The following is a 26668-nucleotide window of genomic DNA, read 5'->3' on the forward strand; positions in this document are numbered from 1 at the left end:
GATCCTCGTGTCCACTGCTCCCGCCGAATCCGCCGGCGCCGGATCCACCGCCTCCGCCGTGCCGGGGCGCGCGTCCCGGCTGCCCTCGCTCACCGGGATGCGGTTCTTCGCCGCCTTCCTGGTCTTCCTGTTCCACCTGTCGCTGCTCGACGCCTACTCCACCACCGGCGAGGGCCACGGCCCGTTCGCCTCCGCCCTGAAGAACGGCGGCTGGGCCGGTGTCACCTTCTTCTTCATCCTCAGCGGCTTCGTACTGACCTGGTCGGCCAGGGACAACGACACCTCCCGCGCGTTCTGGGGCCGCCGACTGGTCAAGATCTACCCCAACCACGTCGTCACCTTCTTCCTCGCGCTGGCCTCCTACGCCTACGTGTCGGCCACCTGGGGGCGGGGCATCCCCAACTTCCTGCTGCTACAGGCCTGGATACCGCGCGACGACGTGTTCTTCAGCATCAACAACCCCAGTTGGTCGCTCTCCTGCGAACTCGTCTTCTACCTGCTCTTCCCGGCCCTGAACAGCGCGGTCCGCCGGATCCGCGCCGAACGGCTGTGGTGGTGGGCCGCCGGGACAAGTGCGGCGATCGTGCTGCTGCCGCTGGTCGTGCAACTGCTGCCGACCGGACAGACGTTCGGGCCGCACCACGCCAACTCGCCGCTGTACGGGCACTCGATCACCCAGATGTGGCTCGTGTACATCTTCCCGCCGGTCCGGGTGCTCGACTTCCTGCTCGGCATCCTGATGGCGCGGATCGTGCTGGCGGGCCGGTGGGTCGGACCGGGAGTGCTGCCGGCCCTGGCGCTCACGGTGGCGGCGTACGCGGCGAGCCTGTACGTCCCCTTCCTCTTCTCCCTGAACGCCGTCGTCGTGGTCCCGTTCGCCCTGCTGATCTCCGCCGCCGCGGCACGGGACGCGCAGGGCCGGGGGACCGCGGTGAGCGGACGCGTCTGGGTGTGGCTGGGCGAGGTGTCGTTCGCCTTCTACCTGGTGCACCAGATCCTGCTGTCCGTCACGCAGGAACGGTTCGGCTTCCGGACGGCCCACTCGCCCGCCGTGGCCGTCGGCGTGGCCGCCCTCGTGGCTGCGGTGAGCCTGCTGCTGGCCTGGCTGCTGTTCGTCGGCGTCGAGCGGCCCGCGGTACGGGCATGGGCGCGCCGCGCCCGGACGGCGCGGCAGGCGTCCGCCACGGCGACTCCGGACCCCTCCCGGCCGCCGCGGGACGACAGCGACCGCGCCGTCACCGTCGGCACGACCTGACCCGCGCCGACAAGGAGACCGCCACCATGCCGCTGCCCGTCTTCGCGATGATGCTCTGCACCTTCTGCATCGGCACCGCCGAGAGCGTCGTCGCCGGCATCCTGCCCGCGATCGCGCGGGACGCCGGTGTCTCGCTGACCGCCGTCGGCATGCTCATCAGCGTGTACGCCCTCGCGGTGGTGCTGCTCGGCCCGTTCGTCACGGCGGTCACGGCACGGTTCCGCCGGAGTCTGCTGATGCCCGGCATGATGGGCGTGTTCGTCCTCGGCAACGCGCTCGCCGCGCTCGCCCCCGGCTTCGGCTGGCTCGTCGCCGGCCGGGTGACGAGCGCGGTGGTGCACTCCACGCTCATCGCCGCCTTCGTCGCGACGGCACGGGACATGGCGCCCGCGGACCGCAGGGCCGCCTGGGGGGCCAAGATCACCCTCGGCATCGGACTGTCCAGCGTGGCCGGCGTCCCGGCCGGCACCCTGATCGGGAACGCCTTCGGCTGGCGCGCCACCTTCTGGGCGCTGGCCGCGCTGAGCCTGGCCGCCGCGCTGCTGCTGACACTGAGCACGGTGCCCGACGCCCCACCGCCCCCGGCCGCCGCCCCCGCGGCGACCGTCCCCCACGGGGAGACGGCGGCCGGCGGACGGCACGGCGGGGCGGCGGACCGTGGAGCGCGCGGCGGCGCGGTGAACCGTGGAGCGCGCGGGTGGCTCGGGGCGGCGGGGCCGATGCTGCTCGTCGCCTTGGTGATCGTGCTCGGCACGGGAGGGGTGTTCGCTCTCTACACGTACGCCTCGCCGTACCTCACCGAGTCCGCGGGTTTCGGGCCGCGGGCCGTCACCGTGCTGCTCCTGCTCTACGGTGCCGGCGGCATCGCCGGCAACACGGCCGGCGGCCGGGCCGCCGACCGCTTCCCCCGCCGGACCGTGCTCGTGACACTGGGCGCGGCCACGGCCGGCCTGCTGCTGCTCGGCCTGCCGGTCACCGGGAAGTGGGCCGTGGCCGGTCTGTTCTGCCTGCTGGGAGCCGCCTACTTCGCCACCGTCCCGGCCCTCAACACCCAGATGGTGGCCGCGGCCGGTCCGTCGTCGCCGACCATGGCGCTGACCGTCAACAACTCGGCGTTCTGTGTCGGTATCGCGCTCGGCAGCTGGCTCGGCGGGGTCCTGCTGGCACACGGCCGTGCCGTGCCCTCCGTGGCCGCGGCCGGTGCCGCCCTGACCGCGGCCGCCCTGCTGCTCGCCCTGGCCACGCCGGGCCGCCGGCGTCGGAGCGGGGCAGCGGACCGGGAACGGGACGGGGCAGTGCGCGCGGGGCGGTCGGACCCGGCCGACCGCCCCCGGCACCGGGCGCCCCCGCCGGCTGTCACGCGCGGTTACCATGGTCACTTCACGCCGGGGACCGGAAGGGAGGGGCGGGCATGCTGAGAGAGGTCACGGCGACTCGCTACGTCGCGCCCCTGCACTCCGGCGGCTCCGTGCCCGGGGTCGTGGAGGCGGACGACCTGGGGACGTACGTCGTGAAGTTCACCGGGTCCGCGCAGGGGCGCAAGGCGCTGGTCGCCGAGGTCGTCGTGGGGGAGCTGGCGCGAGCGCTCGGGCTGCGCTTCCCCGAACTGGTGACGGTGCGCTTCGACCCCGCCGTCGCCGCGCACGAGCCGCACCAGGAGGTGCGCGAATTGCACGCCTCCAGCGCCGGAGTGAACCTCGGCATGGACTTCCTGCCCGGTGCGCAGGACTTCACCCCGGAGATCGCCGAGATCTTCCCCGTGGACCCGGTGGAGGCGGGCCGGATCGTCTGGCTGGACGCCCTCACCGTCAACGTCGACCGTACGGTGCACAGCTCGAACCTCATGGTCTGGCCGACCCTCGGCATCGCGCCGCCCCGCCTGTGGCTCATCGACCACGGTGCCGCCCTCGTCTTCCACCACCGCTGGGACACCTCGACGCCGGAGAAGGCGTACGACTTCCGCCACCACGCCCTCGGCCGGTACGGCCCCGACACCCGGGCGGCCGACGCCGAACTCGCGCCGCGGGTGACCGAACGGCTGCTCAGGGACATCCTCGACGAGGTGCCGGACGCCTGGCTCACCGACTCCGACTCCGGTTTCGGCACCCCCGACGAGACCCGCGAGGCATACGTCGGCTACCTGCTGGCACGGGTGCGGAGTTCGGCCGGCTGGCTCCCCACCGACTTCCCGGGCCGCGACCAGCTCGCGTCCGAGGAGGCCGCCCGCGCGGCCAGGAGCCGGCAGGGCCGCCCGGCCTGGCTGAAGCAGGTGCCCGACCTGCACGGAAAACCCGCGGCCCAACAGGATTGGTCGGTGCACCTCGGATGAACGACAGCCGGCGCGTCGAGATCGAGTACTGCACCCAGTGCCGCTGGCTGCCGAGGGCGGCCTGGCTGGCGCAGGAACTGCTGACCACGTTCGAGACCGAGCTGACCGAACTGGCGCTCAGGCCCCGGCAAGGGCGGCGTCTTCGTCGTCCGGGTCGGTGACGAGGTGGTGTGGGACCGGCGCGAACAGGGTTTCCCCGAGCCCACGGCCGTCAAGCAGGCCGTACGCGACCGAGTGGCCCCGGGGAAGCCCCTGGGCCACTCGGACGGACCAGCCGCTCCCTAGGCCCTGTCTGACAATTGGCGTCTGCCGCGCGACGCCATGCACGCACTCTCGCCGCACCGGCCCCAAGACCCGAGTACGCCCAGTACGAGGGCCTGGGGCCGGCATGCCGAGAGCACGCACCTGACGCCGCGCGGCCGCCCTTCGGGCGACGACGCGAATTGTCAGACAGGCCCTAGCCCCTGAGGCGCTGGTACGCGGGCAGGGTCAGGAAGTCCGCGTAGTCCTCGTCGAGCGAGACCTGGAGCAGCAGGTCGTGGGCCTGCTGCCAGTGGCCCGCCGCGAAGGCCTCCTCGCCGATCTCCGCGCGGACCGCGGCGAGTTCTTCGGCGGCGATCTTGCGGGCCAGCTCGGGGGTGGCCTTCTCGCCGTTCTCGAACTCGACGCCCGCGTTGATCCACTGCCAGATCTGGGAGCGGGAGATCTCGGCGGTCGCGGCGTCCTCCATGAGGTTGAAGATGGCCACCGCGCCGAGTCCGCGCAGCCACGCCTCGATGTAACGGATGCCCACCTGAACGGCGTTGACCAGACCGGGGTAGGTCGGCCTGGCGTCCAGCGTGTCGATCGCGATCAGGTCGGCGGCCTCGACGTGGACGTCCTCGCGCAGCCGGTCCTTCTGGTTCGGCTTCTCGCCGAGGACCCGGTCGAACGACTCCAGCGCGATCGGGACCAGGTCGGGGTGGGCGACCCAGGAGCCGTCGAAACCGTCGTTCGCCTCGCGGTCCTTGTCGGCGCGGACCTTCTCGAAGGCCACCTTGTTGACCTCGGCGTCCCGGCGGGACGGGATGAAGGCCGCCATGCCGCCGATCGCGTGCGCCCCGCGCTTGTGGCAGATGCGGACGAGGAGTTCGGTGTACGCCCGCATGAACGGGGCGGTCATCGTCACCGCGTTGCGGTCCGGGAGGACGAACTTCGGTCCGCCGTCACGGAAGTTCTTGATGATGGAGAACAGGTAGTCCCAGCGTCCGGCGTTCAACCCCGAGGCGTGGTCGCGGAGTTCGTAGAGGATCTCCTCCATCTCGTACGCGGCGGTGATCGTCTCGATGAGCACGGTGGCGCGGACGGTGCCCTGCGGGATGCCGAGGTGGTCCTGCGCGAACACGAACACGTCGTTCCACAGCCGGGCTTCGAGGTGCGACTCGGTCTTCGGGAGGTAGAAGTACGGTCCCTTGCCGAGGTCGAGCAGCCGACGGGCGTTGTGGAAGAAGTAGAGCCCGAAGTCCACGAAGGCGCCGGGCACCTGCTCGCCGTCGACCTCGATGTGCCGCTCGTCCAGATGCCAGCCGCGCGGCCGCATGACGACCGTGGCCAGCTCCTCGTCCGGACGCAGGGCGTACGACTTGCCGCTCGCCGGGTCCGTGAAGTCGATGTTCCGGGTGTAGGCGTCGATCAGGTTCAGCTGGCCCAGGACGACGTTCTCCCAGGTCGGCGCGGAGGCGTCCTCGAAGTCCGCGAGCCAGACCCTGGCGCCCGAGTTGAGGGCGTTGATGGTCATCTTGCGGTCGGTGGGTCCGGTGATCTCGACCCGCCGGTCGTTCAGGGCGGCGGGGGAGGGCGCCACCCGCCAGGAGTCGTCCGCGCGGATCGCGGCGGTCTCCGGGAGGAAGTCGAGCGTCGAGGTGCGGGCGATCTCGGCGCGGCGCTCGGCGCGGCGGGCGAGGAGTTCGGCACGGCGCGGCGAGAACCGCCGGTGCAGCTCGGCGACGAAGGCGAGCGCCGCGTCGGTGAGGACCTCCTCCTGCCGGGGCAGGGGCGTGGCGTCGACGATGGCCGGCGGAGACGGCGCTGGTGCGGACATGAGCTGTCACTTCCTTCAGCGGTGGCACCGGGTGCCAGTCGTTCCGGGTGGAGCGAAGCACACCCGATCAGGGGGCCGGGTGCTTCTGAACAGTGGATACTAGTTTCCTCATTGTGGAAGTTCAATGGTTTGTTGACGTCGAGATTCTTCGAGTCGAGCGAAGGTGGCGCCCAGTGTCGCCCCGTTCACTCGAGGTGGCTCAGATCGGCCTCGGTGTCGATGTCGTACGGCGCGGCGACGTCCCCGCACTCGACGAGCGCGATCGCCGCCTCATGGGCCTTGAGGTAGGCGCGGGCGCCCCGGTCCCCGGTGGCGCTCGCGGCGATCCCGGCCCAGTGTCCGGCGCCGAACAGCACGGGATGCCCGCGCACCCCGGCGTAGGCCGCCGACACCAGCGACGACTCGTCCCGGAACCCCGCGGCGACCCGTGCCACCGCCGCCGCCCCGATCCCCGGCTGGTCCACCAGCGCCACCAGTACGGCGCGTACCCCGGTTCCGGCCAGCGACTCCAGCCCGACCCGCAGCGAGGACCCCATGCCCGCCGCCCAGCACGGGTTCTCCACCACCACGCAGCCGTCGAGTGCGGCCCGCTCCCGGACGTCGTGCGCACGGGCCCCCAGCACCACGTGGACCGGCCCGCAGCCGCCCGCGCGCAGCTCGCCGACCGCGTGCTCCACCAGCGGCCGTCCCCGGTGCGTCAGCAGTGCCTTGGGCCGCCCGCCGAGCCGTCTGCCGCCGCCTGCGGCGAGCAGCAGCCCGGCGATCTGGTGATGCGTGTCCGTCATGCGTCCTGCATACCCGACGACGGGTCGGACGGCCGGTTCCGCGGGGCTGAATTTCGGTCCGCGCTGTAGCGCTTTCCGTGCGGAAGGGCGTTTACTGACCCGCGTCCCCGGACGCCCGACCAGCGCCACGGGACACCTGGCGAGGGGGGGGAGAGCTGTGTTGCGGAGCTTGGGGCAGAGGCCAGTGACCGGCAGCGACGAGGATCCGAGGATCACGGAACTACGCACGGCGGTCTCCCGGCTGCGCCGCGAACTGGCCGCGCACCCGGCCGAGTTCCCGGACCGCGCGATAGCCGAGGACGAACTGGCGGCCCTGGCGGCGATGGCCACGGGCGGCATCCCGGAGATCCCCCGCCTGCGCAGCTCCCTGTTACTGATCGCGGGCGCGATCGGCTCGGTCAGCGCACTGTCACACGGCCTGTCGGGCGTGCGCCAGGCAGTGGACCTGTTCGGCGAAACCCCGCGCACGTGAGCGCGCCCCGAAGGGGCGCTGGGGGTACCCCCGGCCGAAGGCTGGGGGAGGAACTGCGCGACCAGCCCTCACGTACCCGCACCCGCCCACGCTCCTGTCGGCCCCACCCCTCAGGCGCCAGAACTCGCCAGCGCCTCGGACAACTCGACAGCCACCTGCTGCAACACCGGCACGATCTTCTCCGTCGCCGCCTCGGTGACCCGCCCCGCGGGCCCGGAGATCGAAATGGCCGCGGCGGTGGGCGAGTCCGGTACGGACACCGCCAGGCACCGCACCCCCACCTCCTGCTCGTTGTCGTCCACGGCGTAACCGAGCCGCCGCACCTCGGCCAAGGCGTTCAGGAACCCCTCAGGAGTGGTGATCGTCTTCTCGGTCGCGGCCGGCATCCCGGTCCGCGCGAGCAGCGCCCGCACCTCGGCGTCCGGCACCCCCGCCAGCAACGCCTTGCCCACCCCGGTCGAGTGCGGCAGCACCCGCCGCCCCACCTCCGTGAACATCCGCATCGAGTGCTTGGACGGCACCTGCGCCACGTACACGATCTCGTCGCCGTCGAGCAGCGCCATGTTCGCCGTCTCCCCGGTCTCCTCGACCAGCCGTGCGAGGTACGGCCGCGCCCAGGTGCCCAGCAGCCGCGACGCCGACTCCCCGAGCCGGATCAGGCGGGGCCCGAGCGCGTACCGCCGGTTCGGCTGCTGCCGTACGTAGCCGCAGGCGACCAGCGTCCGCATGAGCCGGTGGATCGTCGGCAACGGCAGCCCGCTGCTCGCGGACAGCTCGCTCAGGCCGACCTCGCCGCCCGCGTCCGCCATCCGCTCCAGCAGATCGAAGGCGCGCTCGAGGGACTGGACCCCGCCGCCGTTTGACTTGGCGGAGCCGGAGGTGCTGGCGCTGGACGTCGGCACGGCGCGTTCCTTTCGGGACTGACGGGAAGAGCAGAAGCCTACCCGGCTGCCGGTTGACTCCCTGGTTGTACGTAGCTACGTTCTGCTTGCCGGAATTGTAATTCCGCCTTGTGGAAACGTCCAGAGTGGGCGCCTGAGCGCGCCCCGGATTGCGGTGTGCCCTTGACGGCGCGGGGGCGGGAGTGAAGACTCCTTCAACAGAACGTTGAATTCCGTTACATGGGTGTAAATCCCGTTTCCCGGAAGTAAAAACGGCGGCAGAGAGAGGGGTCCGGGTGTCCGACGCTGAACTGGTGCTGCGCTCGACGCGCGTCATCACCCCGGAGGGGACACGGGCCGCCTCGGTCGCCGTGTCCGCCGGGACGATCACGGCCGTACTGCCCCACGACGCCCCGCTCCCGCAGGGCGCCCGCCTGGAGGACCTCGGTGACGACGTCCTGCTGCCCGGCCTGGTCGACACCCACGTGCACGTGAACGACCCGGGCCGTACCGAGTGGGAGGGCTTCTGGACCGCCACCCGCGCGGCGGCCGCCGGCGGCATCACCACCCTCGTCGACATGCCCCTCAACTCCCTCCCCCCGACCACCACGGTCGACCACCTCCGGGTCAAGCAGGCCGTCGCCGCCGACAAGGCGCACATCGACGTCGGCTTCTGGGGCGGCGCACTGCCGGACAACGTCAAGGACCTGCGCCCGCTGCACGAGGCCGGCGTCTTCGGCTTCAAGGCGTTCCTGTCGCCCTCCGGCGTCGACGAGTTCCCGCACCTCGACCAGGAGCGGCTCGCCCGGTCGCTGGCGGAGATCACCACCTTCGACGGCCTGCTGATCGTGCACGCTGAGGACCCGCACCACCTGGCGGCCGCCCCGCAGCACGGCGGTCCGAAGTACGCCGACTTCCTGGCCTCCCGCCCGCGCGACGCGGAGGACACCGCGATCGCCCAGCTGATCGCCCAGGCGAAACGCCTCGACGCGCGCGTGCACGTCCTGCACCTGTCCTCGTCCGACGCGCTCCCGCTGATCGCCCAGGCGAAACGGGACGGCGTACGGATCACCGTCGAGACCTGCCCGCACTACCTCACCCTCACCGCGGAGGAGGTCCCGGACGGCGCCAGCGAGTTCAAGTGCTGCCCGCCCATCCGGGAGGCGGCCAACCAGGACCTGCTCTGGCGGGCGCTGGCCGACGGCACGATCGACTGCGTGGTCACCGACCACTCACCGTCCACGGCCGACCTGAAGACCGCCGACTTCGCGACCGCGTGGGGCGGTATCTCCGGCCTCCAGCTCAGCCTCGCCGCGGTCTGGACCGAGGCCCGCGGGCGCGGTCACGGTCTGGAGGACGTGGTGCGCTGGATGTCGGCCCGGACGGCGGCGCTCGTCGGCCTCGACGGCCGCAAGGGAGCCATCGCGGTGGGCCGGGACGCCGACTTCGCCGTCCTCGCGCCGGACGAGACCTTCACCGTGGACCCGGCGGGGCTGCACCACCGCAACCGGGTCACCGCGTACGCGGGCAGGACCCTGCACGGCGTCGTGAGATCGACCTGGCTGCGCGGCGAACGCATCCTCGCCGACGGCGAGTTCACCGCCCCCAGGGGCCGCCTCCTCACCCGCACCCCCTGATCCACCTGTCATCCGCACCCGCACCGGCCGACACCCGAAAGGAAGACCTTCTTTGACGGCGATCCCGACCTTCACCGGCGACGCGCACCCCTACTCCGGCGGCGACCCGTACGCGGACTACCGCACCGCCGACTTCCCCTTCACGCAGTACGTCGACCTCGCCGACCGGCGGCTCGGCGCCGGGGTCGTCGCCGCCAACGACGAGTTCTTCGCCCAGCGGGAGAACCTGCTGGTGGCCGGGCGGGCCGAGTTCGACCCCGAGCACTTCGGGCACAAGGGCAAGGTCATGGACGGCTGGGAGACCCGCCGCCGGCGCGGTGTCTCGGCCGAGCACCCCTGGCCGGCGGCCGAGGACCACGACTGGGCGCTGGTACGCCTCGGTGCCCCCGGCGTGGTCCGCGGGATCGTCGTCGACACGGCCCACTTCCGCGGGAACTACCCGCAGGCGGTGTCGGTCGAGGGCACGTCGGTGGCCGGTGCGCCGTCCCCCGCGGAACTCCTCGGCGACGACGTGAAGTGGACCACGCTCGTCCCCCGCACCCCCGTCGGCGGCCACGCGGCGAACGGCTTCGCGGTCTCCGTCGAACAGCGCTTCACGCACCTGCGCGTCAACCAGCACCCGGACGGCGGCATCGCGCGCCTGCGCGTGTACGGCGACGTCGTGCCGGACCCCGGGTGGCTGGCCGCGCTCGGCACCTTCGACGTGGCCGCGCTGGAGAACGGCGGCCGGGTCGAGGACGCCTCGAACCTCTTCTACTCACCGGCCACCAACACCATCCAGCCGGGCCGCTCCCGCAAGATGGACGACGGCTGGGAGACACGCCGCCGCCGCGACCAGGGCCACGACTGGATCCGCTACCGGTTGGTGACCCAGTCCCAGATCCGTGCGCTGGAGATCGACACGGCCTACCTGAAGGGCAACAGCGCGGGCTGGGCCTCGGTGTCGGTGCGGGACGGCGAGGACGGCGCCTGGACGGAGATCCTCCCGCGCACCCGGCTCCAGCCCGACACGAACCACCGGTTCGTACTCGCCTCTCCCGCCGTCGGCACGCACGCGCGCGTGGACATCTTCCCGGACGGCGGGATCTCGCGGCTGCGGTTGTTCGGCTCGCCGACGGAGGCCGGGGCTGCGGTGCTCGCCGTCGGGTACCGCGAACTGTCCTGACCGGCCGGAGGGAACCGGCGGGCCGTCGGCTACGTTCTTCACCCGTGACCCTTCAGCAAGAGATCGTCGGCAACGCCATGCAGATGGCGGTCGTCAACCTGCACCCCGGCCAGACCGTCTACTGCGAGGCCGGCAAGTTCCTGTTCAAGACGACGAACGTGACCATGGAGACGCGGCTGAGCGGCCCGTCGGGCAACGGCGGCCAGCCGCAGGGCGGTGGCGGCGGCATGGGCGGCATGCTCCGCCAGGCCATGGGCACCGCCATGCAGGTCGGCCAGCGCATGCTCGCCGGTGAGTCCCTGGCGTTCCAGTACTTCACCTCCCAGGGCGGCGAGGGCACCGTCGGCTTCGCGGGCGTGCTCCCCGGCGAGATGCGCGCGCTGGAACTCGACGGCACGCGCGCGTGGTTCGCGGAGAAGGACGCCTTCGTCGCCGCCGAGTCCAGCGTCGAGTTCGGCATCGCCTTCGCCGGCGGCCGCACCGGCATGAGCGGCGGCGAGGGCTTCGTACTGGAGAAGTTCACCGGCCGCGGCACGGTGATCATCGCCGGCGCGGGCAACTTCATCGACCTCAACCCCGCCGACTTCGGCGGCCGTATCGAGGTCGACACGGGCTGTGTCGTCGCCTTCGAGGAGGGCATCCAGTACGGCGTCCAGCGCGTCGGCGGCCTCAACCGCCAGGGCCTGATGAACGCCGTCTTCGGCGGTGAGGGGCTCTCCCTGGCCACCCTGGAGGGCAACGGCCGGGTGATCCTCCAGTCCCTCACCATCGAGGGCCTCGCCAACGCCCTGAAGAAGGCCCAGGGCGGCGACAAGCAGGGCCCGACCGGCGGACTGTTCTCGACGCACGCGGGATGACCCCTGCCGACGACGTTCCGGCAGCAGGCGCGGAACGCCCAGTCGCAAGTTAACTCCCTGAAAACGAAAGGGACTTGGCGGGAAAATCTTCAGGCTTGTCATTGACATGCCACTGTCTACGCGCGTCATCATGGAGCCATGAGATTCCCCCCACGAATCACCCGCATCGGCGTCGCGGGCGCACTCTTGTCCGCGCTCGTCGTCGGCGGCGCCGTCACCGCCACCACGGCGGACGCCGCCGCCACCTCCGTCGGCAGCATCTGCTACAGCGACCTGCCGTCGCAGGCGTACGACACGCTCGACCTGATCGCGTCGGGCGGCCCGTTCCCGTACTCGCAGGACGGCACCGTCTTCCGTAACTCGGAGGGCGTCCTGCCGAGCCAGCCCAGCGGGTACTACCACGAGTACACCGTGAAGACCCCCGGCTCCTCCACGCGCGGCGCACGACGCATCGTGACGGGCGAGGAGACCGACGAGGACTACTACACGGCGGACCACTACGTCACGTTCGACCTGATCGACTTCGGCTGCTGAGACGCAGACCGAACCGACCGGCCGACCCCCAGGAACGGCGCGACCAGCCGGAGGTCCGGTCCGCGTTCAGCCGGACCTCCGGCTCTCCGTGGACGGCGATCGGCGCGCGGGCCGGCACGACCAGAGCCCTCGCGTACTCGACGCAGCCGTCGAGAGCAGTGCCAGCAGTTGTCCCACGGTACGACCCTCGCCCCGCGGCCTCCCCCCATGCCATCGGCCGCGGGGCGAGTCGTGGCCGCCGGAAGACGGCGCCCACGTCCGCCCGGCTCACCGAAAGTCCACACGACGACGACTTTGGTCGACGATCCCGCGCGACAGGCGGTCCCGGGGACCGGGCCTGCGTAGATTTGCCGACCGTGAGCGGTGACATTCCAGTACGGACGTTCGAGGGCAGGCGATGGCTCTTCCCGTCCTCCGTCCTCCATGAGCTCGACCCCGATCCCGACGCCGCCGGACGGCGCCCGCGCCGTACCGCGCGGGACTGGCTCGTCGACTTCAGCTGCTTCCTGCTGGCCGTCCTCCTGGGCGCGGCCGGCGCGAACACCGTCCGGCACGAGACGGGCCTCCCGCACGCCCTCGCCGTCGCCGACCAGCTGATCGGCGGCCTCGCCTGCGCCGCGGTCTGGCTGCGCCGCCGCCGGCCCCTGGGGCTGGCCCTGGCGATGATCCCGGTCACCTTCGTCTCCGCCACCGCGGGCGGCGCGTCCATGGTCGCCCTGTTCACGCTGGCCGTGCACCGCCCGTTCCGGCACCTGGCCTGGATCACCGCCGTCAACCTCGCACTGGTCCCGCTCTTCTACTGGCTGCGGCCCGACCCCGACCTGCCCTACCTGGTGGTCGTCGTGCTCGCCTCGCTGCTGACCCTGCTGGTGGCCTGCCTCGGCATGTTCGTCCGCACCAAACGGCAGCTCGTGCTCACCCTGCGGGACCGGGCGCGGCGCGCCGAGACCGAGGCCGGGCTGCGCGCCGAGCGGGCCCAGCGGCTGGCCCGGGAGGCCATCGCGCGCGAGATGCACGACGTCCTCGCCCACCGGCTCACCCTGCTCAGCGTTCACGCCGGCGCCCTGGAGTTCCGGCCCGACGCGCCCCGCGAGGAGATCGCCAGGGCGGCCGGAGTGATCCGGGAGAGCTCCCACGAGGCCCTTCAGGACCTGCGCGAGATCATCGGGGTGCTGCGCGCGGCCGACGGCGACGAGGCGGGCGGCCGGCCGCAGCCCACGCTCGCCGCCCTGGCCGCGCTCGTCACCGAGTCCCGCCAGGCCGGCATGAAGATCACCCTGGACCACCACGTGGACGACCCGACGGCCGTGCCCGCTTCCGTCGGCCGCACCGCCTACCGCATCGCCCAGGAGGGCCTCACCAACGCCCGTAAGCACGCCCCCGGCGCCGAGGTCACCGTCCGTGTCACCGGCGCCCCCGGCGACGGCCTGGACATCACCGTGCACAACCCCGCCCCCGAGGCCGAGGCACCGCCCGTCCCCGGCTCCGGCCAGGGCCTGATCGGCCTCACCGAACGGGCGACGCTGGCCGGCGGACGGCTGGAGCACCGGGTCACCGGCACCGGCGGCTTCGAGGTCCGGGCCTGGCTGCCCTGGCCCACAGCCTGACCGGGCCGGCCGAGCGAGCCCGGGTGCCGTGGAGCAGGCGTGTGCCGCTGTGTCGACCCCGTGTGCCGTGGAGCCGGCGTGTGCTGCTGTGTCGACCCCGTGTGCCGGGAGCCGGCGTGTGCTGCTGTGCGAGCCCGGGTGCCGTGGAGCCGGCCCGTGCATGCGAGCCCGGGGGCCGCTGAGCCAGGCCTGTGCCGCCGAGCGAGCCCATGTGCCGCCGTGTGCCCGTGCCGCCCTGCGCGCCGTGCTGTCGTACCCGCGTGATTACGTAGGTGTCATGACGCCCATCAGACTGCTGCTCGTGGACGACGACCCGCTGGTGCGGGCGGGGCTGGCCCTCATGATCGGCGGGGCCGAGGGCATCGAGATCGTCGGGGAGGCAGCCGACGGCGGCGAGGTCGGGGCGCTGGTCGACCGCACCCGGCCGGACGTCGTCCTGATGGACATCCGGATGCCGGCCGTGGACGGGCTCACCGCCACCGAGCTGCTGCGCGCCCGCGCCGACGCCCCGCAGGTGATCGTCCTGACCACCTTCCACGCGGACGAACAGGTGCTGCACGCCCTGCGCGCGGGAGCCGCCGGGTTCGTCCTCAAGGACACCCCGCCCGACCGGATCGTCGACGCGGTGCGCCGGGTCGCGGCCGGTGACCCCGTGCTGTCGCCCGCCGTCACCCGGCAGCTGATGCGGCACGCGGCCGGAACCGGGGCCGACACCCGCCGGACACGCGCGCGGACCCGGCTCGCCGCCCTCAACGACCGCGAGCGCGAGGTCGCCGTCGCGGTCGGCCGGGGCCTCGCCAACGCCGAGATCGCCACTGGCCTGTTCATGAGCGTCGCCACCGTCAAGACCCACGTCTCGCGCATCCTGGCCAAGCTCGGCCTCAACAACCGCGTGCAGATCGCCCTGCTGGCGTACGACGCGGGGCTGCTGGAGGAGTAGGGGCACCAACCGGGAGGCCCGTGCGTTCTCCTGGTACGGGACGGCCTCGGGGACCGCCTGAAGGGGGAGTGACGGCATGCAGGTGACCGATCTCGGCGAGTACGGCGAGAGTCTGCGCACCGATCCGCACACGGTGTACGCGCACCTGCGCGAGCGCGGCCCGGTGCACCGGGTCCGGTGGCCGCTGCCGGAGGGCCAGTACCACGAGACCTGGCTGGTCGTCGGGTACGAGGAGGCGCGCGCGGCGCTGGCCGACCCGGCGCTCGCCAAGGACACCGCGAAAACCGGGTTCACCTTCCTCGACGAGGAGCTGATCGGCAAGCACCTGCTGGCCGCCGACCCGCCCCAGCACACCAGACTGCGCGGGCTCGTCACCCGCGCGTTCACCGCCCGCCGGGTGGCGGGACTGGAGCCGAGGATCCAGGAGATCACCGACCGCCTGCTCGACGAGATGCTGCCGCGCCGCCGTGCCGACCTCATCGACGCCCTCGCCTACCCGCTGCCCATCACGGTGATCAGCGAACTGCTCGGCGTCCCCGAACTCGACCGCGCCCGGTTCCGCAAGCTCTCCAACGAGGCGATCACCTCCAGCCGTCCGGGCAGCGAGTACGACGCGTTCGTCGCGCTCGCCGACTACCTGGCGGAGCTCATCGAGGACAAGCGGTGCGCGGGCCCGAGCGGGGACCTGCTGAGCGACCTGCTGCGCACCACCGCCGAGGACGGCGACCGGCTCTCCGTCGGCGAACTGCGCGGCATGGCCTACGTGTTGCTGATCGCGGGCCACGAGACCACCGTCAACCTGATCGGCAACGGCGTCCTCGCCCTGCTCGCCCACCCGGACCAGCTCGCCGCCCTGCGCGCCGACATGGCCCTGCTGGACGGCGCGGTCGAGGAGATCCTGCGCTGGGAGGGCCCGGTGGAGAACGCGACGTACCGGTACGCCGCCGCGCCCCTGGAGATCGCCGGCGCGGCCATCGCCGAGGGCGACCCGGTGATGATCGGTCTGACCGCCGCCGACCGGGACGGCGCCCGCTACCCCGAGCCCGACCGTTTCGACATCCGCCGTGACAACCGCGGCCACCTCGCCTTCGGCCACGGCATCCACTACTGCCTGGGTGCGCCCCTGGCCCGTCTGGAGGGCCGGATCGCCCTGCGCTCCCTGCTGGAGCGGGCCCCGGACCTGGCGCTGGACGGGCAGCCGGGGGAGTGGCTGCCCGGGACGCTGATGAGGGGGGTGCGGCGGCTCCCCGTCCGCTGGTAGCCGGCGGCGGTCAGCCGAGCCGGTCCGGGATCTCCGCGAGCGCCACTGGTCTTCGCTCGCGCCGGGACACCTCGCAGGCCTCCGCGATCCGCAGCGCGTGCAACGCCTCGCGCCCGTCGCAGGGGTTGGCCAGCGTGCCGCGCACCACCTCGACGAAGGCGGACAGTTCGGCCTCGTAGGCGGGCCCGAACCGCTCCAGGAAGCCCGGCCACGGCTTGTCCGCGGGCGGCGGCCCGGTCGGCTCGGTGGAGGCCACCGGCGTACGGTCGTCCAGCCCGACCACGACGGTGTCCCGCTCCCCGGCCAGCTCCATCCGCACGTCGTACCCGGCGCCGTTCAGCCGGGCCGCGGTGGCCGTGGCGAGCGTGCCGTCGTCCAGGGTGAGCAGTGCCGCGCCGGTGTCCACGTCCCCGGCCTCGCGGAACATCGCGGGCCCCCGGTCCGAACCGGTCGCGTACACGTCGACGACCTCACGTCCTGTCACCCAGCGCAGCACGTCGAAGTCGTGGATCAGGGTGTCCCGGAACAGCCCGCCCGACAGCGGCAGCCACTCCGGCGGGGGCGGCGACTGGTCGGAGGTCAGCGCCCGTACGGTGTGCAGGCGTCCCAGCCGGCCCGAGCGCACCGCGTCCCGGGCGCCCGCGTACCCGGCGTCGAAGCGCCGCTGGAAGCCCATCTGCAGGACCGTCCCGGCCCGCTCGACCTCGGCGAGGGCGTGCAGGGTGCCCGGCAGGTCGAGGGCGATCGGCTTCTCGCAGAAGACCGGGAGCCCGGAGCGTGCGGCCCGGCCGATCAGTTCGGCGTGGGCCGACGTCGCCGTGGTGATCACGACGGCGTCCACACCCCACGTGAAGATCTCGTCGGTCCCGGGAGCCGCCGTCTCCCCGAGGCGGTGCGCCAGATCCTGTGCCCGTGCCGGATCCACGTCCGTGAGGATCAGCGATCCGACCTCGCGATTGCGGCTGAGCGTGTTCGCGTGGATCGCGCCGATGCGACCCGTACCGATGATCCCGATGCGCATGGGAACAAGGTGCTGGTGCACCCCGGGCGCTGTCAATCCGTATGTCCGGACAATCGAACTACACAACTTCCCGTCAACCCGTCACGGGGATACGCTCGGGCCCGTGCCGAAACCAGATGTGGACCCGACCGTGCCGCTCGACCTCAGTGTGGACCGTAGCTCCCCGGTGCCGTTGTACTTCCAGCTGGCCCAGCAGCTGGAGGCGGCCATCGAGCACGGCTCACTCACCCCCGGCAGCCTGCTGGGCAACGAGATCGAGCTGGCCGCACGGCTCGGCCTGTCCCGCCCGACCGTCCGTCAGGCCATCCAGTCCCTCGTCGACAAGGGCCTCCTGGTCCGGCGCCGGGGCGTCGGCACCCAGGTCGTGCACAGCCAGGTCAAACGCCCCCTGGAGCTCAGCAGCCTCTACGACGACCTGGAGTCGGCCGGTCAGCGCCCCGCCACGCAGGTGCTGGTCAACACCGTCATGTCGGCGTCCGCCGAGGTCGCGGCGGCGCTCGGGGTCGCCGAGGGCACCGAGGTGCACCGGATCGAACGGCTGCGGCTGGCGCACGGCGAGCCGATGGCGTACCTCACCAACTACCTGCCGCCCGGCCTGCTCGACCTGGACACCGGGCAGCTGGAGGCGACCGGCCTGTACCGGCTCATGCGGACCGCCGGGATCACCCTGCACAGCGCCCGCCAGTCCATCGGGGCGCGTGGCGCCACCGCCCTGGAGGGCGAGCGGCTCGCCGAGCCGGAGGGTGCCCCGCTGCTCACCATGCAGCGCACCACCTACGACGACACCGGCCGCGCCGTCGAGTTCGGTGACCACATCTACCGCCCGTCCCGCTACTCCTTCGAGTTCCAGCTGCTCGTACGGTCCTGAGCGGTCCCCGATCGCCGACCGCAGTTGGTCGTAATGTCCGGACAATGAGACGGTGGAGTGCCCCCGCCGCTGTCAGGTGTGTACCCCATGTTCGATACTGAGGCTTTTGGGGCAGGCGAGGTCGCCGTCGGTGGTCACCCACGGTGAGTTCGTCCGCCCCTCTCGCACGTATGAGCACAGCAAGAAGGGCACGGCCTCGTGGCACGGTTTCGGATCTGGGTGGGCATCGCGGTGGCGGGGGCGCTGGGCGTCTCCCTCGCGGGGTGCAGCAGTACCGGCGGCAAGCGGGCGGAGGACGCCCGGAACGCGGCGGCGGCCCAGGGGAGGGCGGCGGTGGACACGCCCCGCTGGACCTTCGCGATGATCACTCACTCGGGGGACGGCGACACCTTCTGGGACATCGTGCAGAGCGGTGCGAAGCAGGCCGCCCGCAAGGACAACATCAACTTTCTCTACTCGCACGACGACGAGGCCCAGCAGCAGGCGCAGCTCGTGGACGCGGCGGTCGACAAGAAGGTCGACGGGATCATCGTCACCCTCGCCAAGCCGGACGCCCTCAAGGCGGCCGTGGCCCGTGCCGAGAAGGCCGGCATCCCGGTGATCACCGTGAACTCCGGCTCCGGGGAGTCCAAGGCGTTCGGCGCGCTCGCGCACATCGGCCAGGACGAGACGGTCGCGGGTCAGGCGGTCGGCGACGAGCTGACCGACCGGGGCAGGAGGAAGGTCCTGTGCGTGCTGCACGAGCAGGGCAACGTCGGTCATGAGCAGCGCTGCGCGGGCGTGGCGGAGAACTTCGCCGGCACGGTCGAGAACCTGTACGTCAACGGCACGAGCATGCCCGACGTGCAGTCCTCGATCGAGGCGAAGCTCCAGGCCGACAAGTCGATCGACGCGGTCGTCACCCTGGGCGCGCCATACGCCGACACCGCCGTGCAGGCGAGGACGGACGCGGGCAGCAGGGCCGAGGTCGACACCTTCGACCTCAACGCGAAGGTCGCCGCCGAACTGGCCGACGGCACCCTCGGCTTCGCCGTGGACCAGCAGCCGTACCTCCAGGGCTACCAGGCGGTCGACCTGCTGTGGCTCTACAAGTACAACGGCGACGTGCTCGGCGGCGGCCGGCCGGTGCTGACCGGCCCGCAGATCGTCACCAAGAGCCAGGCGGCCACGCTGGCCGAGTACACCGAGCGAGGCACCCGATGAGCGCCACGCTGGACAAAACGTTTGATGAAAGGATTCTGCGGACGTCTCCGCTGCGGAGACTCCTCACCCGTCCCGAGTTCGGCTCGGTCGTCGGCGCCCTCGCCGTCTTCCTCTTCTTCGCCGTCGCCGCCGACGGTTTCCTCCGCGCGAGCAGCCTCGGCACGGTCCTCTACGCCTCCTCGACGATCGGCATCATGGCCGTCCCGGTGGCGCTGCTGATGATCGGCGGCGAGTTCGACCTCTCGGCGGGCGTCCTGGTGACGTCGTCCGCGCTGGTCTCCTCCATGTTCAGCTACCAGATGACCGCCGACACCTGGGTCGGTGTGGGCGTCTCGCTCCTGGTGACCCTCGCCGTCGGCGCCGCCAACGGCTTCGTGCTGACCCGCACCAGGCTGCCCAGCTTCATCGTCACCCTCGGCACCTTCCTGATGCTCACCGGCATGAACCTGGGCCTCACCAAACTGATCGACGGCACGGTCTCCACCAAGACGATCGCCGACATGGAGGGCTTCCCGTCCGCCCACGCGGTCTTCGCCTCGACCCTGACCGTCGGGGGCGTCGACTTCAAGATCACGATCATCTGGTGGCTCGCCCTGGTCGCGATCGCCTCCTGGATCCTGCTGCGCACCCGTGCGGGCAACTGGATCTTCGCCGTCGGCGGCAACGAGGACGCGGCCCGCGCGGTCGGCGTCCCCGTCACCGGAACCAAGATCGGCCTCTACATGGGCGTGGCGTTCGGCGCCTGGATCTCCGGCCAGCACCTGCTCTTCTCGTACGACGCCGTCCAGTCCGGCGAGGGCGTCGGCAACGAGCTGATCTACATCATCGCGGCCGTCATCGGCGGCTGCCTGATCACCGGCGGCCACGGCAGCGCGGTCGGATCGGCGGTCGGCGCGCTCCTGTTCGGCATGACCAGCAAGGGCATCGTCTTCGCCGAATGGAACCCCGACTGGTTCAAGTTCTTCCTCGGAGCGATGCTGCTCCTCGCGACCCTGCTCAACACCTGGGTCCGCAAGCGCGCGGAGGCCGCCGCATGACCCTCGTCCGGCTGACCGACGTCAGCAAGCACTACGGCACCGTCCGCGCCCTGGAAGGGGTCTCCCTGGAGGTCCACGCGGGCCAGATCACCTGCGTCCTGGGCGACAACGGGGCCGGCAAGTCCACCCTCATCAAGATCATCGCGGGCCTGCACCGGCATGACGGCGGCACCCTGGACATCGAGGGGGAGGAGACCGTCCTGACCTCCCCGCGCGAGGCCCTGGACCGCGGGATCGCCACCGTCCACCAGGACCTGGCGGTGGTCCCGCTGATGCCGGTGTGGCGCAACTTCTTCCTCGGCTCGGAGCCCCGCACGGGCCTGCTCAAACGCCTGGACGTCGACTTCATGCGCCGCACCACCCACGCGGAACTCCTCCGCATGGGCATCGACCTCCGCGACGTCGACCAGCCGATCGGCACCCTGTCGGGCGGCGAACGCCAGTGCGTGGCCATCGCGAGAGCCGTGTACTTCGGCGCGAAGGTCCTGATCCTGGACGAGCCGACGGCGGCACTGGGCGTGAAGCAGTCGGGTGTGGTCCTGAAATACGTGGCGGCGGCACGGGACCGGGGCCTGGGTGTTGTGTTGATCACCCACAACCCGCACCACGCGCACCTGGTGGGGGACAGGTTCGTGCTGCTGAGACGGGGCACGATGGCGGGCAGCTACGACCGTGACTCGGTGACGCTGGACGAACTGACCCAGCAGATGGCAGGCGGCAGCGACCTGGACTCGCTGCGCCACGAACTGCAACGCGGCCAGGGGCGCGGGGAAGAGCGCGACTGGCGCGGGGAAGAGCGCGACTAGCCGCCACGGGCCCGCACCCGGCGACGCACCTCTTCCTTATCTCCCCCGAACGGCACTGTCCCTGTCAGTGAGGCACAATCGAGCCCGATGAGCACCTACCGCGACCTCACCGCCCCCATCGGCTCCCGCCGAGCCCCGGTCCTGCGGACCGTCGGCACCAGGGAACGCCGGTCACACCTGACGGCCCCCAGGGTCCCCACCGTCGGCATCGACATCGGCGGCACCAAGGTCATGGCGGGCGTCGTGGACGCCGACGGCAACATCCTGGAGAAGCTCCGCACGGAGACCCCGGACAAGTCCAAGAGCCCGAAGGTCGTCGAGGACACCATCGTCGAGCTGGTCCTGGACCTCTCCGACCGGCACGACGTGCACGCGGTGGGCATCGGCGCGGCCGGCTGGGTCGACGCCGACCGCAACCGCGTGCTGTTCGCCCCCCACCTGTCCTGGCGCAACGAACCGCTGCGCGACCGTATCGCCGGCCGCCTCGCGGTCCCCGTCCTCGTGGACAACGACGCCAACACCGCCGCCTGGGCCGAGTGGCGCTTCGGGGCGGGCCGCGGCGAGGACCACCTCGTCATGATCACGCTCGGCACCGGCATCGGCGGCGCGATCCTGGAGGACGGCCAGGTCAAGCGCGGCAAGTACGGCGTGGCCGGCGAGTTCGGCCATATGCAGGTCGTGCCCGGCGGCCACCGCTGCCCGTGCGGCAACCGCGGCTGCTGGGAGCAGTACAGCTCGGGCAACGCGCTGGTCCGCGAGGCCAAGGAACTGGCGGTGGCCGACTCCCCGGTGGCCTACGGGATCATCGAGCACGTCAAGGGCAACGTCGACGACATCACCGGCCCGATGATCACCGAGCTGGCCCGCGAGGGCGACGCCATGTGCATCGAGCTGCTCCAGGACATCGGCCAGTGGCTCGGCGTCGGCATCGCCAACCTCGCCGCCGCCCTCGACCCGTCCTGCTTCGTGATCGGCGGCGGCGTCAGCGCCGCCGACGACCTGCTGATCGGCCCCGCGCGGGACGCGTTCAAGCGCCAGCTGACCGGCCGCGGCTACCGCCCCGAGGCCCGCATCGCCCGTGCCCAGCTGGGCCCCGAGGCCGGCATGGTCGGCGCCGCCGACCTGGCCCGCCTGGTCGCCCGCCGGTTCCGGCGCGCCAACCGGCGCCGGGTGGAGCGCTACGAACGCTACGAGCGGTACGCGGAGGCCCGCCGTACCCGGGACACCGCATGACCGCTTCGCTGCCCCGCCAGGCCGCGCCCCCGGACGAACCGGACCGCCCGCCGGAGACCCCGGGCCACAAGGCCCGGCGCCGGGCACTCACCCTGCTCATCATCGTGCTGCTCATCGGCGTACCGGCGGGCTATCTGATGATCTCCGCCAACCAGAGCCGCAACAGCGGCAAGGACAAGGAGTCCAAGTACTCGGCGACCGGCCTCACCGCGGGCTGGCCCTCGAAGGTGCAGCGCCGCCTCTACCAGGTACCGGTCCCGCACCCCGCCGACAGCATCGCGTACTACGAGACGAACAACTGGAAGACCAGCCGGCTCTACGTCCAGTTCCGCACCAACAGCGCCGGGCTGGACAGCTTCCTGGAGGGCATGGGCGTCAACCGGGACGCGCTGAAGAAGAACGACATCAGCATCAGCACCCGGGACCAGAAGATCACCGGCTGGCGGTTCACCGCCACCGGCACCTGGTCGGGCCTCACCCACGCCCAGAAGAACCCGGCGCCCACCCAGGACGTGGTGGTGAACACGGCCGACCCCGAGTTCCCGATGATCTACGTCGTCTCGCGCACCGTGCCGTGACGGCGGGGCCGCCCGGTCGCCGGAGCCGATTGTCAGACCCCGCCCGTACAGTCGAAGACATCTGATCGGGCACACGGGCGGGAGGTGGCAGAACGTATGAACGGCACGGTTTCCGCGACGCACGAGGACGTGCCCGCGCGCCTGGCGGCGGTCTACCTGCCCGCCGACCTCCCCCGCCACGGCCGCATCGCCTTCTGGGACCCCGAGGGCGGCCCGCTGCCCCGGCAGAGCGAGGAACTGACCGTCGTACGACGGCACGGCGCCGGCGTCCGCCGCAGGCAGGTGCCCGCGCTCACCCTGCCCGTCGGCGAGGCACTGCCGCTGCTCGTCCGGGCCCGCCGCGACCCGGCCGCCCACCCCGCCACCGCCTGCTGGGGCGCCGCCGCCCAGCACGCGCTGCGGCTCGCCGCCCGAGGCCGCCTGCTGCCCGGACTCACCCCGGCCGGCCATGACGCCTGGCGGGCCGGCCCCCTGGAGCCCGCCGACATCGCCCACCTGCGGGCGGTGGCCGCCGCAATGCCCGCCGACGGCCACGCCGTCCCGCTGCCCGGCCCCGGCCCGCTCACGCTGCCCCAGCCGGAGGCGCTGATCCGCTCCTTCCTGGACGCGGTCGCCGACACCCTGCCCCGCACCCCGGCCGCACCCCACACCTCGGGCCGCCCGTTCGCCGCGCGCGAGCCCCAGCGGCTGCCCGACGCCCACGAATGGGCCGCGGAGGTCGCCGCCGGCATGGACGCCGGAGTGCGGATCTCACTGCGCCTGGACCTGTCGGCCTCCGACCTGTTCGACGACGGCGAGGGAGCCCACCGCGCGGGCGCGGCGATCGTCCAGGTGCACAGCCTGGCCGATCCGACCCTGGTGACCGACGCGGCCGCGCTGTGGGCCGGCCGCTCCGACGCGGCCTTCGGCCCCCGCGCCCGCGTGGACGCGGCGCTGGCGGTGCGCCGGGCCGCGCGGGTGTGGCCGCCGCTGGACCGGCTGGCGGAGCAGGACGTGCCCGACGTGCTCGCGGTCTCCGAGGACGAACTGGGCGAGCTCCTGGGCGTGGCGGCGACCCGGCTCGCGGCGGCCGGGGTCGCCGTGCACTGGCCCCGGGACCTGGCCCAGGACCTGACCGCCGCCGCCGTGGTCCGGGCGGCCCCCGGCTCCGCGACCGACGGCACCGGCTTCTTCGAGGGTGAGGAACTCCTCCAGTTCCGCTGGCAGCTGGCGCTCGGTGGAGACCCGCTCAGCGAGGCGGAGATGGACGCCCTCGCGGAGGCCCACCGTCCCGTCGTGCGCCTGCGGGACCGCTGGGTGCTCGTCGACCCGGCGCTCGTCCGCAAGGCCCGCAAACGCGAACTGGGCCTGCTCGACCCGGTCGACGCGCTGTCCGTGGCGCTCACCGGCGAGGCCGAGGTGGACGGCGAGATCGTCGAGGCGGTCCCCGTCGGCGTCCTCGCGGCCCTGCGCGACCGCCTCACGGCAGGTCTCCGGCCCGCCGAACCGCCCGCCGGCCTGCACGCCACCCTGCGCGACTACCAGCTCCGCGGCCTGGCCTGGCTCGACCTGATGACCTCCCTCGGTCTCGGCGGCTGCCTCGCCGACGACATGGGCCTCGGCAAGACGATCACCGTCATCGCCCTGCACCTGAAGCGGGCCCGCACCGAACCGACGCTGGTGGTCTGCCCGGCCTCGCTGCTCGGCAACTGGCAGCGGGAGATCGCCCGGTTCGCCCCCGGTGTCCCGGTCCGCCGCTTCCACGGCCCCGACCGCAGCCTGGACGGCCTCGACGGCGGCTTCGTCCTCACCACCTACGGCACCATGCGGGCCACCGCGAACCGCCTCGCCGAACAGGCCTGGGGCATGGTCGTCGCCGACGAGGCCCAGCACGTCAAGAACCCCTACTCGGCCACCGCCAAGGCGCTGCGCACCATCCCGTCCCCCGCGCGGGTGGCCCTCACCGGCACCCCCGTGGAGAACAACCTCTCCGAACTCTGGGCCCTGCTCGACTGGACCACGCCCGGACTCCTGGGCCCGCTGAAGTCCTTCCGCGCCCGGCACGCGCGGGCCGTGGAGAACGGCGAGGACGACGAGGCCGTGGCCCGCCTGGCCCGGCTCGTCCGCCCCTTCCTGCTGCGCCGCAAGAAGTCCGACCCCGGGATCGTCCCCGAACTCCCGCCCAAGACCGAGACCGATCATCCGGTGCCGCTCACCCGCGAACAGGCCGCGCTCTACGAGGCGGTGGTCCGCGAGTCGCTGCTCGCCATCGAGACGGCCGACGGGATCGCGCGCCGAGGCCTGGTCCTCAAGCTCCTCGGCGCCCTGAAGCAGATCTGCGACCATCCCGCGCTGTACCTGAAGGAGGAGGTCCGCGTCGACGGTCTCGCCGCCCGCTCCGGCAAGCTCGCCCTGCTCGACGAACTGCTGGACACCGTGCTCGCCGAGGACGGCTCGGCGCTGGTCTTCACCCAGTACGTCGGCATGGCCCGCCTGATCACCGCGCACCTCCGGGCCCGCGCGGTCCCGGTCGACCTGCTGCACGGGGGCACGCCGGTACCGGAGCGGGAGCGCATGGTGGACCGCTTCCAGGACGGCGCGACCCCGGTGCTCGTCCTGTCCCTCAAGGCCGCCGGCACCGGCCTCAACCTCACCCGCGCCGGCCACGTCGTCCACTTCGACCGCTGGTGGAACCCGGCGGTGGAGGAACAGGCCACGGACCGCGCGTACCGCATCGGCCAGACCCAGCCCGTCCAGGTCCACCGCCTGGTCACCGAGGGCACCGTGGAGGACCGCATCGCCGAGATGCTGGAGTCCAAGCGGGCCCTCGCCGACGCGATCCTGGGCACCGGCGAGGCGGCCCTGACCGAGCTGACGGACCGCGAGCTGTCCGACCTGGTGTCGTTGCGGAGGACCTCATGACCGAGGACGGACAGCGACCGGGTGACGCGGCCCGGCGAGCCCTTCGGGCGGCACGGGGCCGCGCCGCGGAGACCGGCACCGAGGAAACGACCCCGGGCGAGCCGGAGACCACCCCTGCCCCCGGACCGACCGCACGCGACCGCGACGTGAGTGACCCCGACGTGCGTGACGGGGGGTTGCGTGACGGCGTGGTGCCGGATCCCGGCGTGGGTGACGGCGGGGTGCGTGATTCCGGTGTGGGTGACGGTGGGGTGCGTGATTCCGGTGTGGGTGGTCGCGGGGTGCGTGATTCCGGTGTGGGTGGTCGCGGGGTGCGTGATTCCGGCGTGGGTGACGGCGGGGTGCGTCATTCCGGCGTGGGTGACGGCGGGGTGCGTGATTCCGGCGTGCGTGGTCGCGGGGTGCCTGATCCCGGCGTGAGTGACCCCGATGTGCGTGACCGCGGCGTGCGTGATTCCGGCGTGCGTGGCCCGGCCCTGCGTGAGCCGGCCGTGCCGGACCTGGGCGTGCCGGAGACGCGGGAGCCCAGGCCGGGGGATGCCGTGCGCCGTGCGCTGCGGACGGCGGCTGCCGCGGCGAAGGAGGCGGAGCGACGGGAATCCGGACCGGACGCCGAGACCGACGCCGCTGCCCGGCTGGGGGCCGATGGCGCTGCCCGCCGGGGGAACTCCGCCGCTGGCCCGCTGGGGGCAGATGCCGATGCTCGCCCGGGGACTTCCACCGCTGCCCGGCTGGGGGCCGACGCCGCCGCCCAGCCGGGGGACTCCGCCGCTGCCCGGCCGGCCGGGCGGCCTGGGGACATCGCGCGCGAGGCGTTGCGGGCGGCGCGTGCGGAGGCCAGGCGGGCCGAAGAGGCCGCGGCGGAGGCAGCTGAGGGAACTCCCGCCCGCGTGACCCGCCGGCAGTCGGCACCGCCCCCGGCGACGGCCACCGCGCGCACGCGCACCGCCCGCGACCTGAAGCAGTTCCTGGCAACGGCGTTCCGGATGCCGAGCACCGAGCCGGAGGCGATCACTGAGGGCGAAGGTGAAGGCGAGGGCGCGGGCGCGGGCGGAAGCGAGGGCCAGGGCGAGCACGGGCACACGCCCGGGCAGGCCCTCGATGCCCCGCCCGCGCCCGCCATGTCCGGCTCCGACACCTCGAAGCCGGCCACCACCCCCACTCCGCCTCCCGCCCCCACTCCGCCTCCCACCCCCGCACCCGCTTCCGCCCCCGTCC

Annotated in this window: 22 protein-coding genes and 2 pseudogenes; 20 read left to right on the top strand and 4 right to left on the bottom strand. The window is 72.5% G+C overall.

The window, feature by feature from the left end; all coding sequences use genetic code 11:
* The first annotated feature begins 7 nt into the window (after positions 1–7).
* The 4 genes and pseudogenes from MB828_RS41865 (at position 8) to MB828_RS41880 (ending at position 3869) form a co-directional block, all read left to right on the top strand.
* Positions 8–1255, top strand: coding sequence for an acyltransferase family protein (locus MB828_RS41865; RefSeq protein ID WP_301652736.1), 1248 nt, complete (start codon positions 8–10; stop codon positions 1253–1255).
* A 26-nt stretch (positions 1256–1281) separates the two neighbouring features.
* A complete protein-coding gene (locus tag MB828_RS41870; RefSeq protein WP_301652737.1) occupies positions 1282–2673 on the top strand; it encodes an MFS transporter in 1392 nt (463 codons plus the stop codon).
* The gene (locus tag MB828_RS41875) at positions 2667–3584 is read left to right on the top strand and encodes a HipA family kinase (RefSeq protein ID WP_301652738.1); all 918 of its coding nucleotides are present in this window, start codon (positions 2667–2669) and stop codon (positions 3582–3584) included. Before MB828_RS41870 ends, MB828_RS41875 begins: the two co-directional genes overlap by 7 nt.
* A pseudogene (locus MB828_RS41880) lies at positions 3581–3869 on the top strand (SelT/SelW/SelH family protein). The gene MB828_RS41875 and the pseudogene MB828_RS41880 overlap by 4 nt, the downstream one beginning before the upstream one ends.
* A gap of 172 nt (positions 3870–4041) precedes the next feature.
* Here the strand turns inward: MB828_RS41880 and aceB are convergent.
* On the bottom strand, positions 4042–5664 hold the full coding sequence (gene aceB / locus MB828_RS41885; protein ID WP_301652739.1) for a malate synthase A: 1623 nt from the start codon (positions 5662–5664) through the stop codon (positions 4042–4044).
* Positions 5665–5849: 185 nt separating this feature from the next.
* Positions 5850–6449 carry a nucleotidyltransferase family protein gene (locus tag MB828_RS41890; RefSeq protein ID WP_301652740.1) on the bottom strand — a complete coding sequence of 200 codons (600 nt, stop codon included), beginning with the start codon at positions 6447–6449 and terminating at the stop codon, positions 5850–5852.
* A 157-nt stretch (positions 6450–6606) separates the two neighbouring features.
* Here MB828_RS41890 and MB828_RS41895 point away from each other — a divergent pair, with 157 nt between their 5' ends.
* Positions 6607–6921, top strand: coding sequence for a DUF5955 family protein (locus MB828_RS41895; RefSeq protein WP_301652741.1), 315 nt, complete (start codon positions 6607–6609; stop codon positions 6919–6921).
* Positions 6922–7031: 110 nt separating this feature from the next.
* On the opposite strand, the gene MB828_RS41900 is transcribed toward MB828_RS41895, so the two are convergent.
* The gene (locus MB828_RS41900; protein ID WP_301652742.1) at positions 7032–7823 is read right to left on the bottom strand and encodes an IclR family transcriptional regulator; all 792 of its coding nucleotides are present in this window, start codon (positions 7821–7823) and stop codon (positions 7032–7034) included.
* A gap of 275 nt (positions 7824–8098) precedes the next feature.
* Here MB828_RS41900 and allB point away from each other — a divergent pair, with 275 nt between their 5' ends.
* The 7 genes from allB (at position 8099) to MB828_RS41935 (ending at position 15803) form a co-directional block, all read left to right on the top strand.
* Positions 8099–9439 (top strand): allantoinase AllB, encoded by a 1341-nt coding sequence (gene allB / locus MB828_RS41905; protein ID WP_301652743.1) that lies wholly within the window; start codon positions 8099–8101, stop codon positions 9437–9439.
* A gap of 52 nt (positions 9440–9491) precedes the next feature.
* Entirely contained in the window at positions 9492–10604 is a 1113-nt protein-coding gene (gene alc / locus MB828_RS41910; protein ID WP_301652744.1) for an allantoicase, read from the top strand.
* Positions 10605–10648: 44 nt separating this feature from the next.
* Positions 10649–11461 (top strand): AIM24 family protein, encoded by an 813-nt coding sequence (locus MB828_RS41915; protein ID WP_133026339.1) that lies wholly within the window; start codon positions 10649–10651, stop codon positions 11459–11461.
* A gap of 138 nt (positions 11462–11599) precedes the next feature.
* Positions 11600–11995, top strand: coding sequence for a ribonuclease (locus tag MB828_RS41920; protein WP_133026338.1), 396 nt, complete (start codon positions 11600–11602; stop codon positions 11993–11995).
* A gap of 356 nt (positions 11996–12351) precedes the next feature.
* On the top strand, positions 12352–13602 hold the full coding sequence (locus tag MB828_RS41925; protein ID WP_301652745.1) for a sensor histidine kinase: 1251 nt from the start codon (positions 12352–12354) through the stop codon (positions 13600–13602).
* A 277-nt stretch (positions 13603–13879) separates the two neighbouring features.
* Positions 13880–14542 (top strand): response regulator transcription factor, encoded by a 663-nt coding sequence (locus MB828_RS41930; protein ID WP_301652746.1) that lies wholly within the window; start codon positions 13880–13882, stop codon positions 14540–14542.
* A gap of 76 nt (positions 14543–14618) precedes the next feature.
* Positions 14619–15803, top strand: a complete 1185-nt coding sequence (locus MB828_RS41935) for a cytochrome P450 family protein (protein ID WP_301652747.1) — start codon at positions 14619–14621, stop codon at positions 15801–15803.
* A 10-nt stretch (positions 15804–15813) separates the two neighbouring features.
* On the opposite strand, the gene MB828_RS41940 is transcribed toward MB828_RS41935, so the two are convergent.
* Positions 15814–16824: a Gfo/Idh/MocA family protein gene (locus tag MB828_RS41940; RefSeq protein ID WP_301652748.1), complete on the bottom strand. Its 1011-nt coding sequence runs from the start codon at positions 16822–16824 to the stop codon at positions 15814–15816.
* Between the two features lie 130 nt (positions 16825–16954).
* Between MB828_RS41940 and MB828_RS41945 the strand changes: the two genes are divergently transcribed.
* From MB828_RS41945 to MB828_RS41980, 8 genes and pseudogenes are all read left to right on the top strand, one after another.
* Positions 16955–17692: a GntR family transcriptional regulator gene (locus tag MB828_RS41945; protein ID WP_301652760.1), complete on the top strand. Its 738-nt coding sequence runs from the start codon at positions 16955–16957 to the stop codon at positions 17690–17692.
* A gap of 198 nt (positions 17693–17890) precedes the next feature.
* Positions 17891–18895, top strand: coding sequence for a sugar ABC transporter substrate-binding protein (locus MB828_RS41950; RefSeq protein WP_301652749.1), 1005 nt, complete (start codon positions 17891–17893; stop codon positions 18893–18895).
* The gene (locus MB828_RS41955) at positions 18892–19932 is read left to right on the top strand and encodes an ABC transporter permease (RefSeq protein ID WP_301652750.1); all 1041 of its coding nucleotides are present in this window, start codon (positions 18892–18894) and stop codon (positions 19930–19932) included. Before MB828_RS41950 ends, MB828_RS41955 begins: the two co-directional genes overlap by 4 nt.
* Positions 19929–20738 carry an ATP-binding cassette domain-containing protein gene (locus tag MB828_RS41960; protein WP_301652751.1) on the top strand — a complete coding sequence of 270 codons (810 nt, stop codon included), beginning with the start codon at positions 19929–19931 and terminating at the stop codon, positions 20736–20738. Before MB828_RS41955 ends, MB828_RS41960 begins: the two co-directional genes overlap by 4 nt.
* An 87-nt stretch (positions 20739–20825) precedes the next feature.
* Entirely contained in the window at positions 20826–21971 is a 1146-nt protein-coding gene (locus MB828_RS41965; protein ID WP_133026331.1) for an ROK family glucokinase, read from the top strand.
* Positions 21968–22549 carry a sugar kinase gene (locus MB828_RS41970; protein ID WP_133026330.1) on the top strand — a complete coding sequence of 194 codons (582 nt, stop codon included), beginning with the start codon at positions 21968–21970 and terminating at the stop codon, positions 22547–22549. The genes MB828_RS41965 and MB828_RS41970 overlap by 4 nt, the downstream gene beginning before the upstream one ends.
* 96 nt (positions 22550–22645) lie before the next feature.
* Entirely contained in the window at positions 22646–25450 is a 2805-nt protein-coding gene (locus MB828_RS41975) for a DEAD/DEAH box helicase (protein WP_301652752.1), read from the top strand.
* Positions 25447–26668 (top strand): annotated as a pseudogene (locus MB828_RS41980) (hypothetical protein); the annotation flags it as partial. The gene MB828_RS41975 and the pseudogene MB828_RS41980, both read left to right, overlap by 4 nt.

It is taken from the genome of Streptomyces arenae (assembly GCF_022343545.1).
Taxonomy (GTDB): domain Bacteria; phylum Actinomycetota; class Actinomycetes; order Streptomycetales; family Streptomycetaceae; genus Streptomyces; species Streptomyces humi.

Coding starts and splice junctions, on each gene's coding strand:
- MB828_RS41940 (WP_301652748.1), bottom strand. CDS start 16,824: ATGCGCATCGGGATCATCGGTACGGGTCGCATCGGCGCGATCCACGCG.
- MB828_RS41960 (WP_301652751.1), top strand. CDS start 19,929: ATGACCCTCGTCCGGCTGACCGACGTCAGCAAGCACTACGGCACCGTC.
- MB828_RS41970 (WP_133026330.1), top strand. CDS start 21,968: ATGACCGCTTCGCTGCCCCGCCAGGCCGCGCCCCCGGACGAACCGGAC.
- MB828_RS41935 (WP_301652747.1), top strand. CDS start 14,619: ATGCAGGTGACCGATCTCGGCGAGTACGGCGAGAGTCTGCGCACCGAT.
- MB828_RS41975 (WP_301652752.1), top strand. CDS start 22,646: ATGAACGGCACGGTTTCCGCGACGCACGAGGACGTGCCCGCGCGCCTG.
- MB828_RS41890 (WP_301652740.1), bottom strand. CDS start 6,449: ATGACGGACACGCATCACCAGATCGCCGGGCTGCTGCTCGCCGCAGGC.
- MB828_RS41930 (WP_301652746.1), top strand. CDS start 13,880: ATGACGCCCATCAGACTGCTGCTCGTGGACGACGACCCGCTGGTGCGG.
- MB828_RS41920 (WP_133026338.1), top strand. CDS start 11,600: ATGAGATTCCCCCCACGAATCACCCGCATCGGCGTCGCGGGCGCACTC.
- MB828_RS41870 (WP_301652737.1), top strand. CDS start 1,282: ATGCCGCTGCCCGTCTTCGCGATGATGCTCTGCACCTTCTGCATCGGC.
- MB828_RS41965 (WP_133026331.1), top strand. CDS start 20,826: ATGAGCACCTACCGCGACCTCACCGCCCCCATCGGCTCCCGCCGAGCC.
- MB828_RS41875 (WP_301652738.1), top strand. CDS start 2,667: ATGCTGAGAGAGGTCACGGCGACTCGCTACGTCGCGCCCCTGCACTCC.
- aceB (WP_301652739.1), bottom strand. CDS start 5,664: ATGTCCGCACCAGCGCCGTCTCCGCCGGCCATCGTCGACGCCACGCCC.
- MB828_RS41955 (WP_301652750.1), top strand. CDS start 18,892: ATGAGCGCCACGCTGGACAAAACGTTTGATGAAAGGATTCTGCGGACG.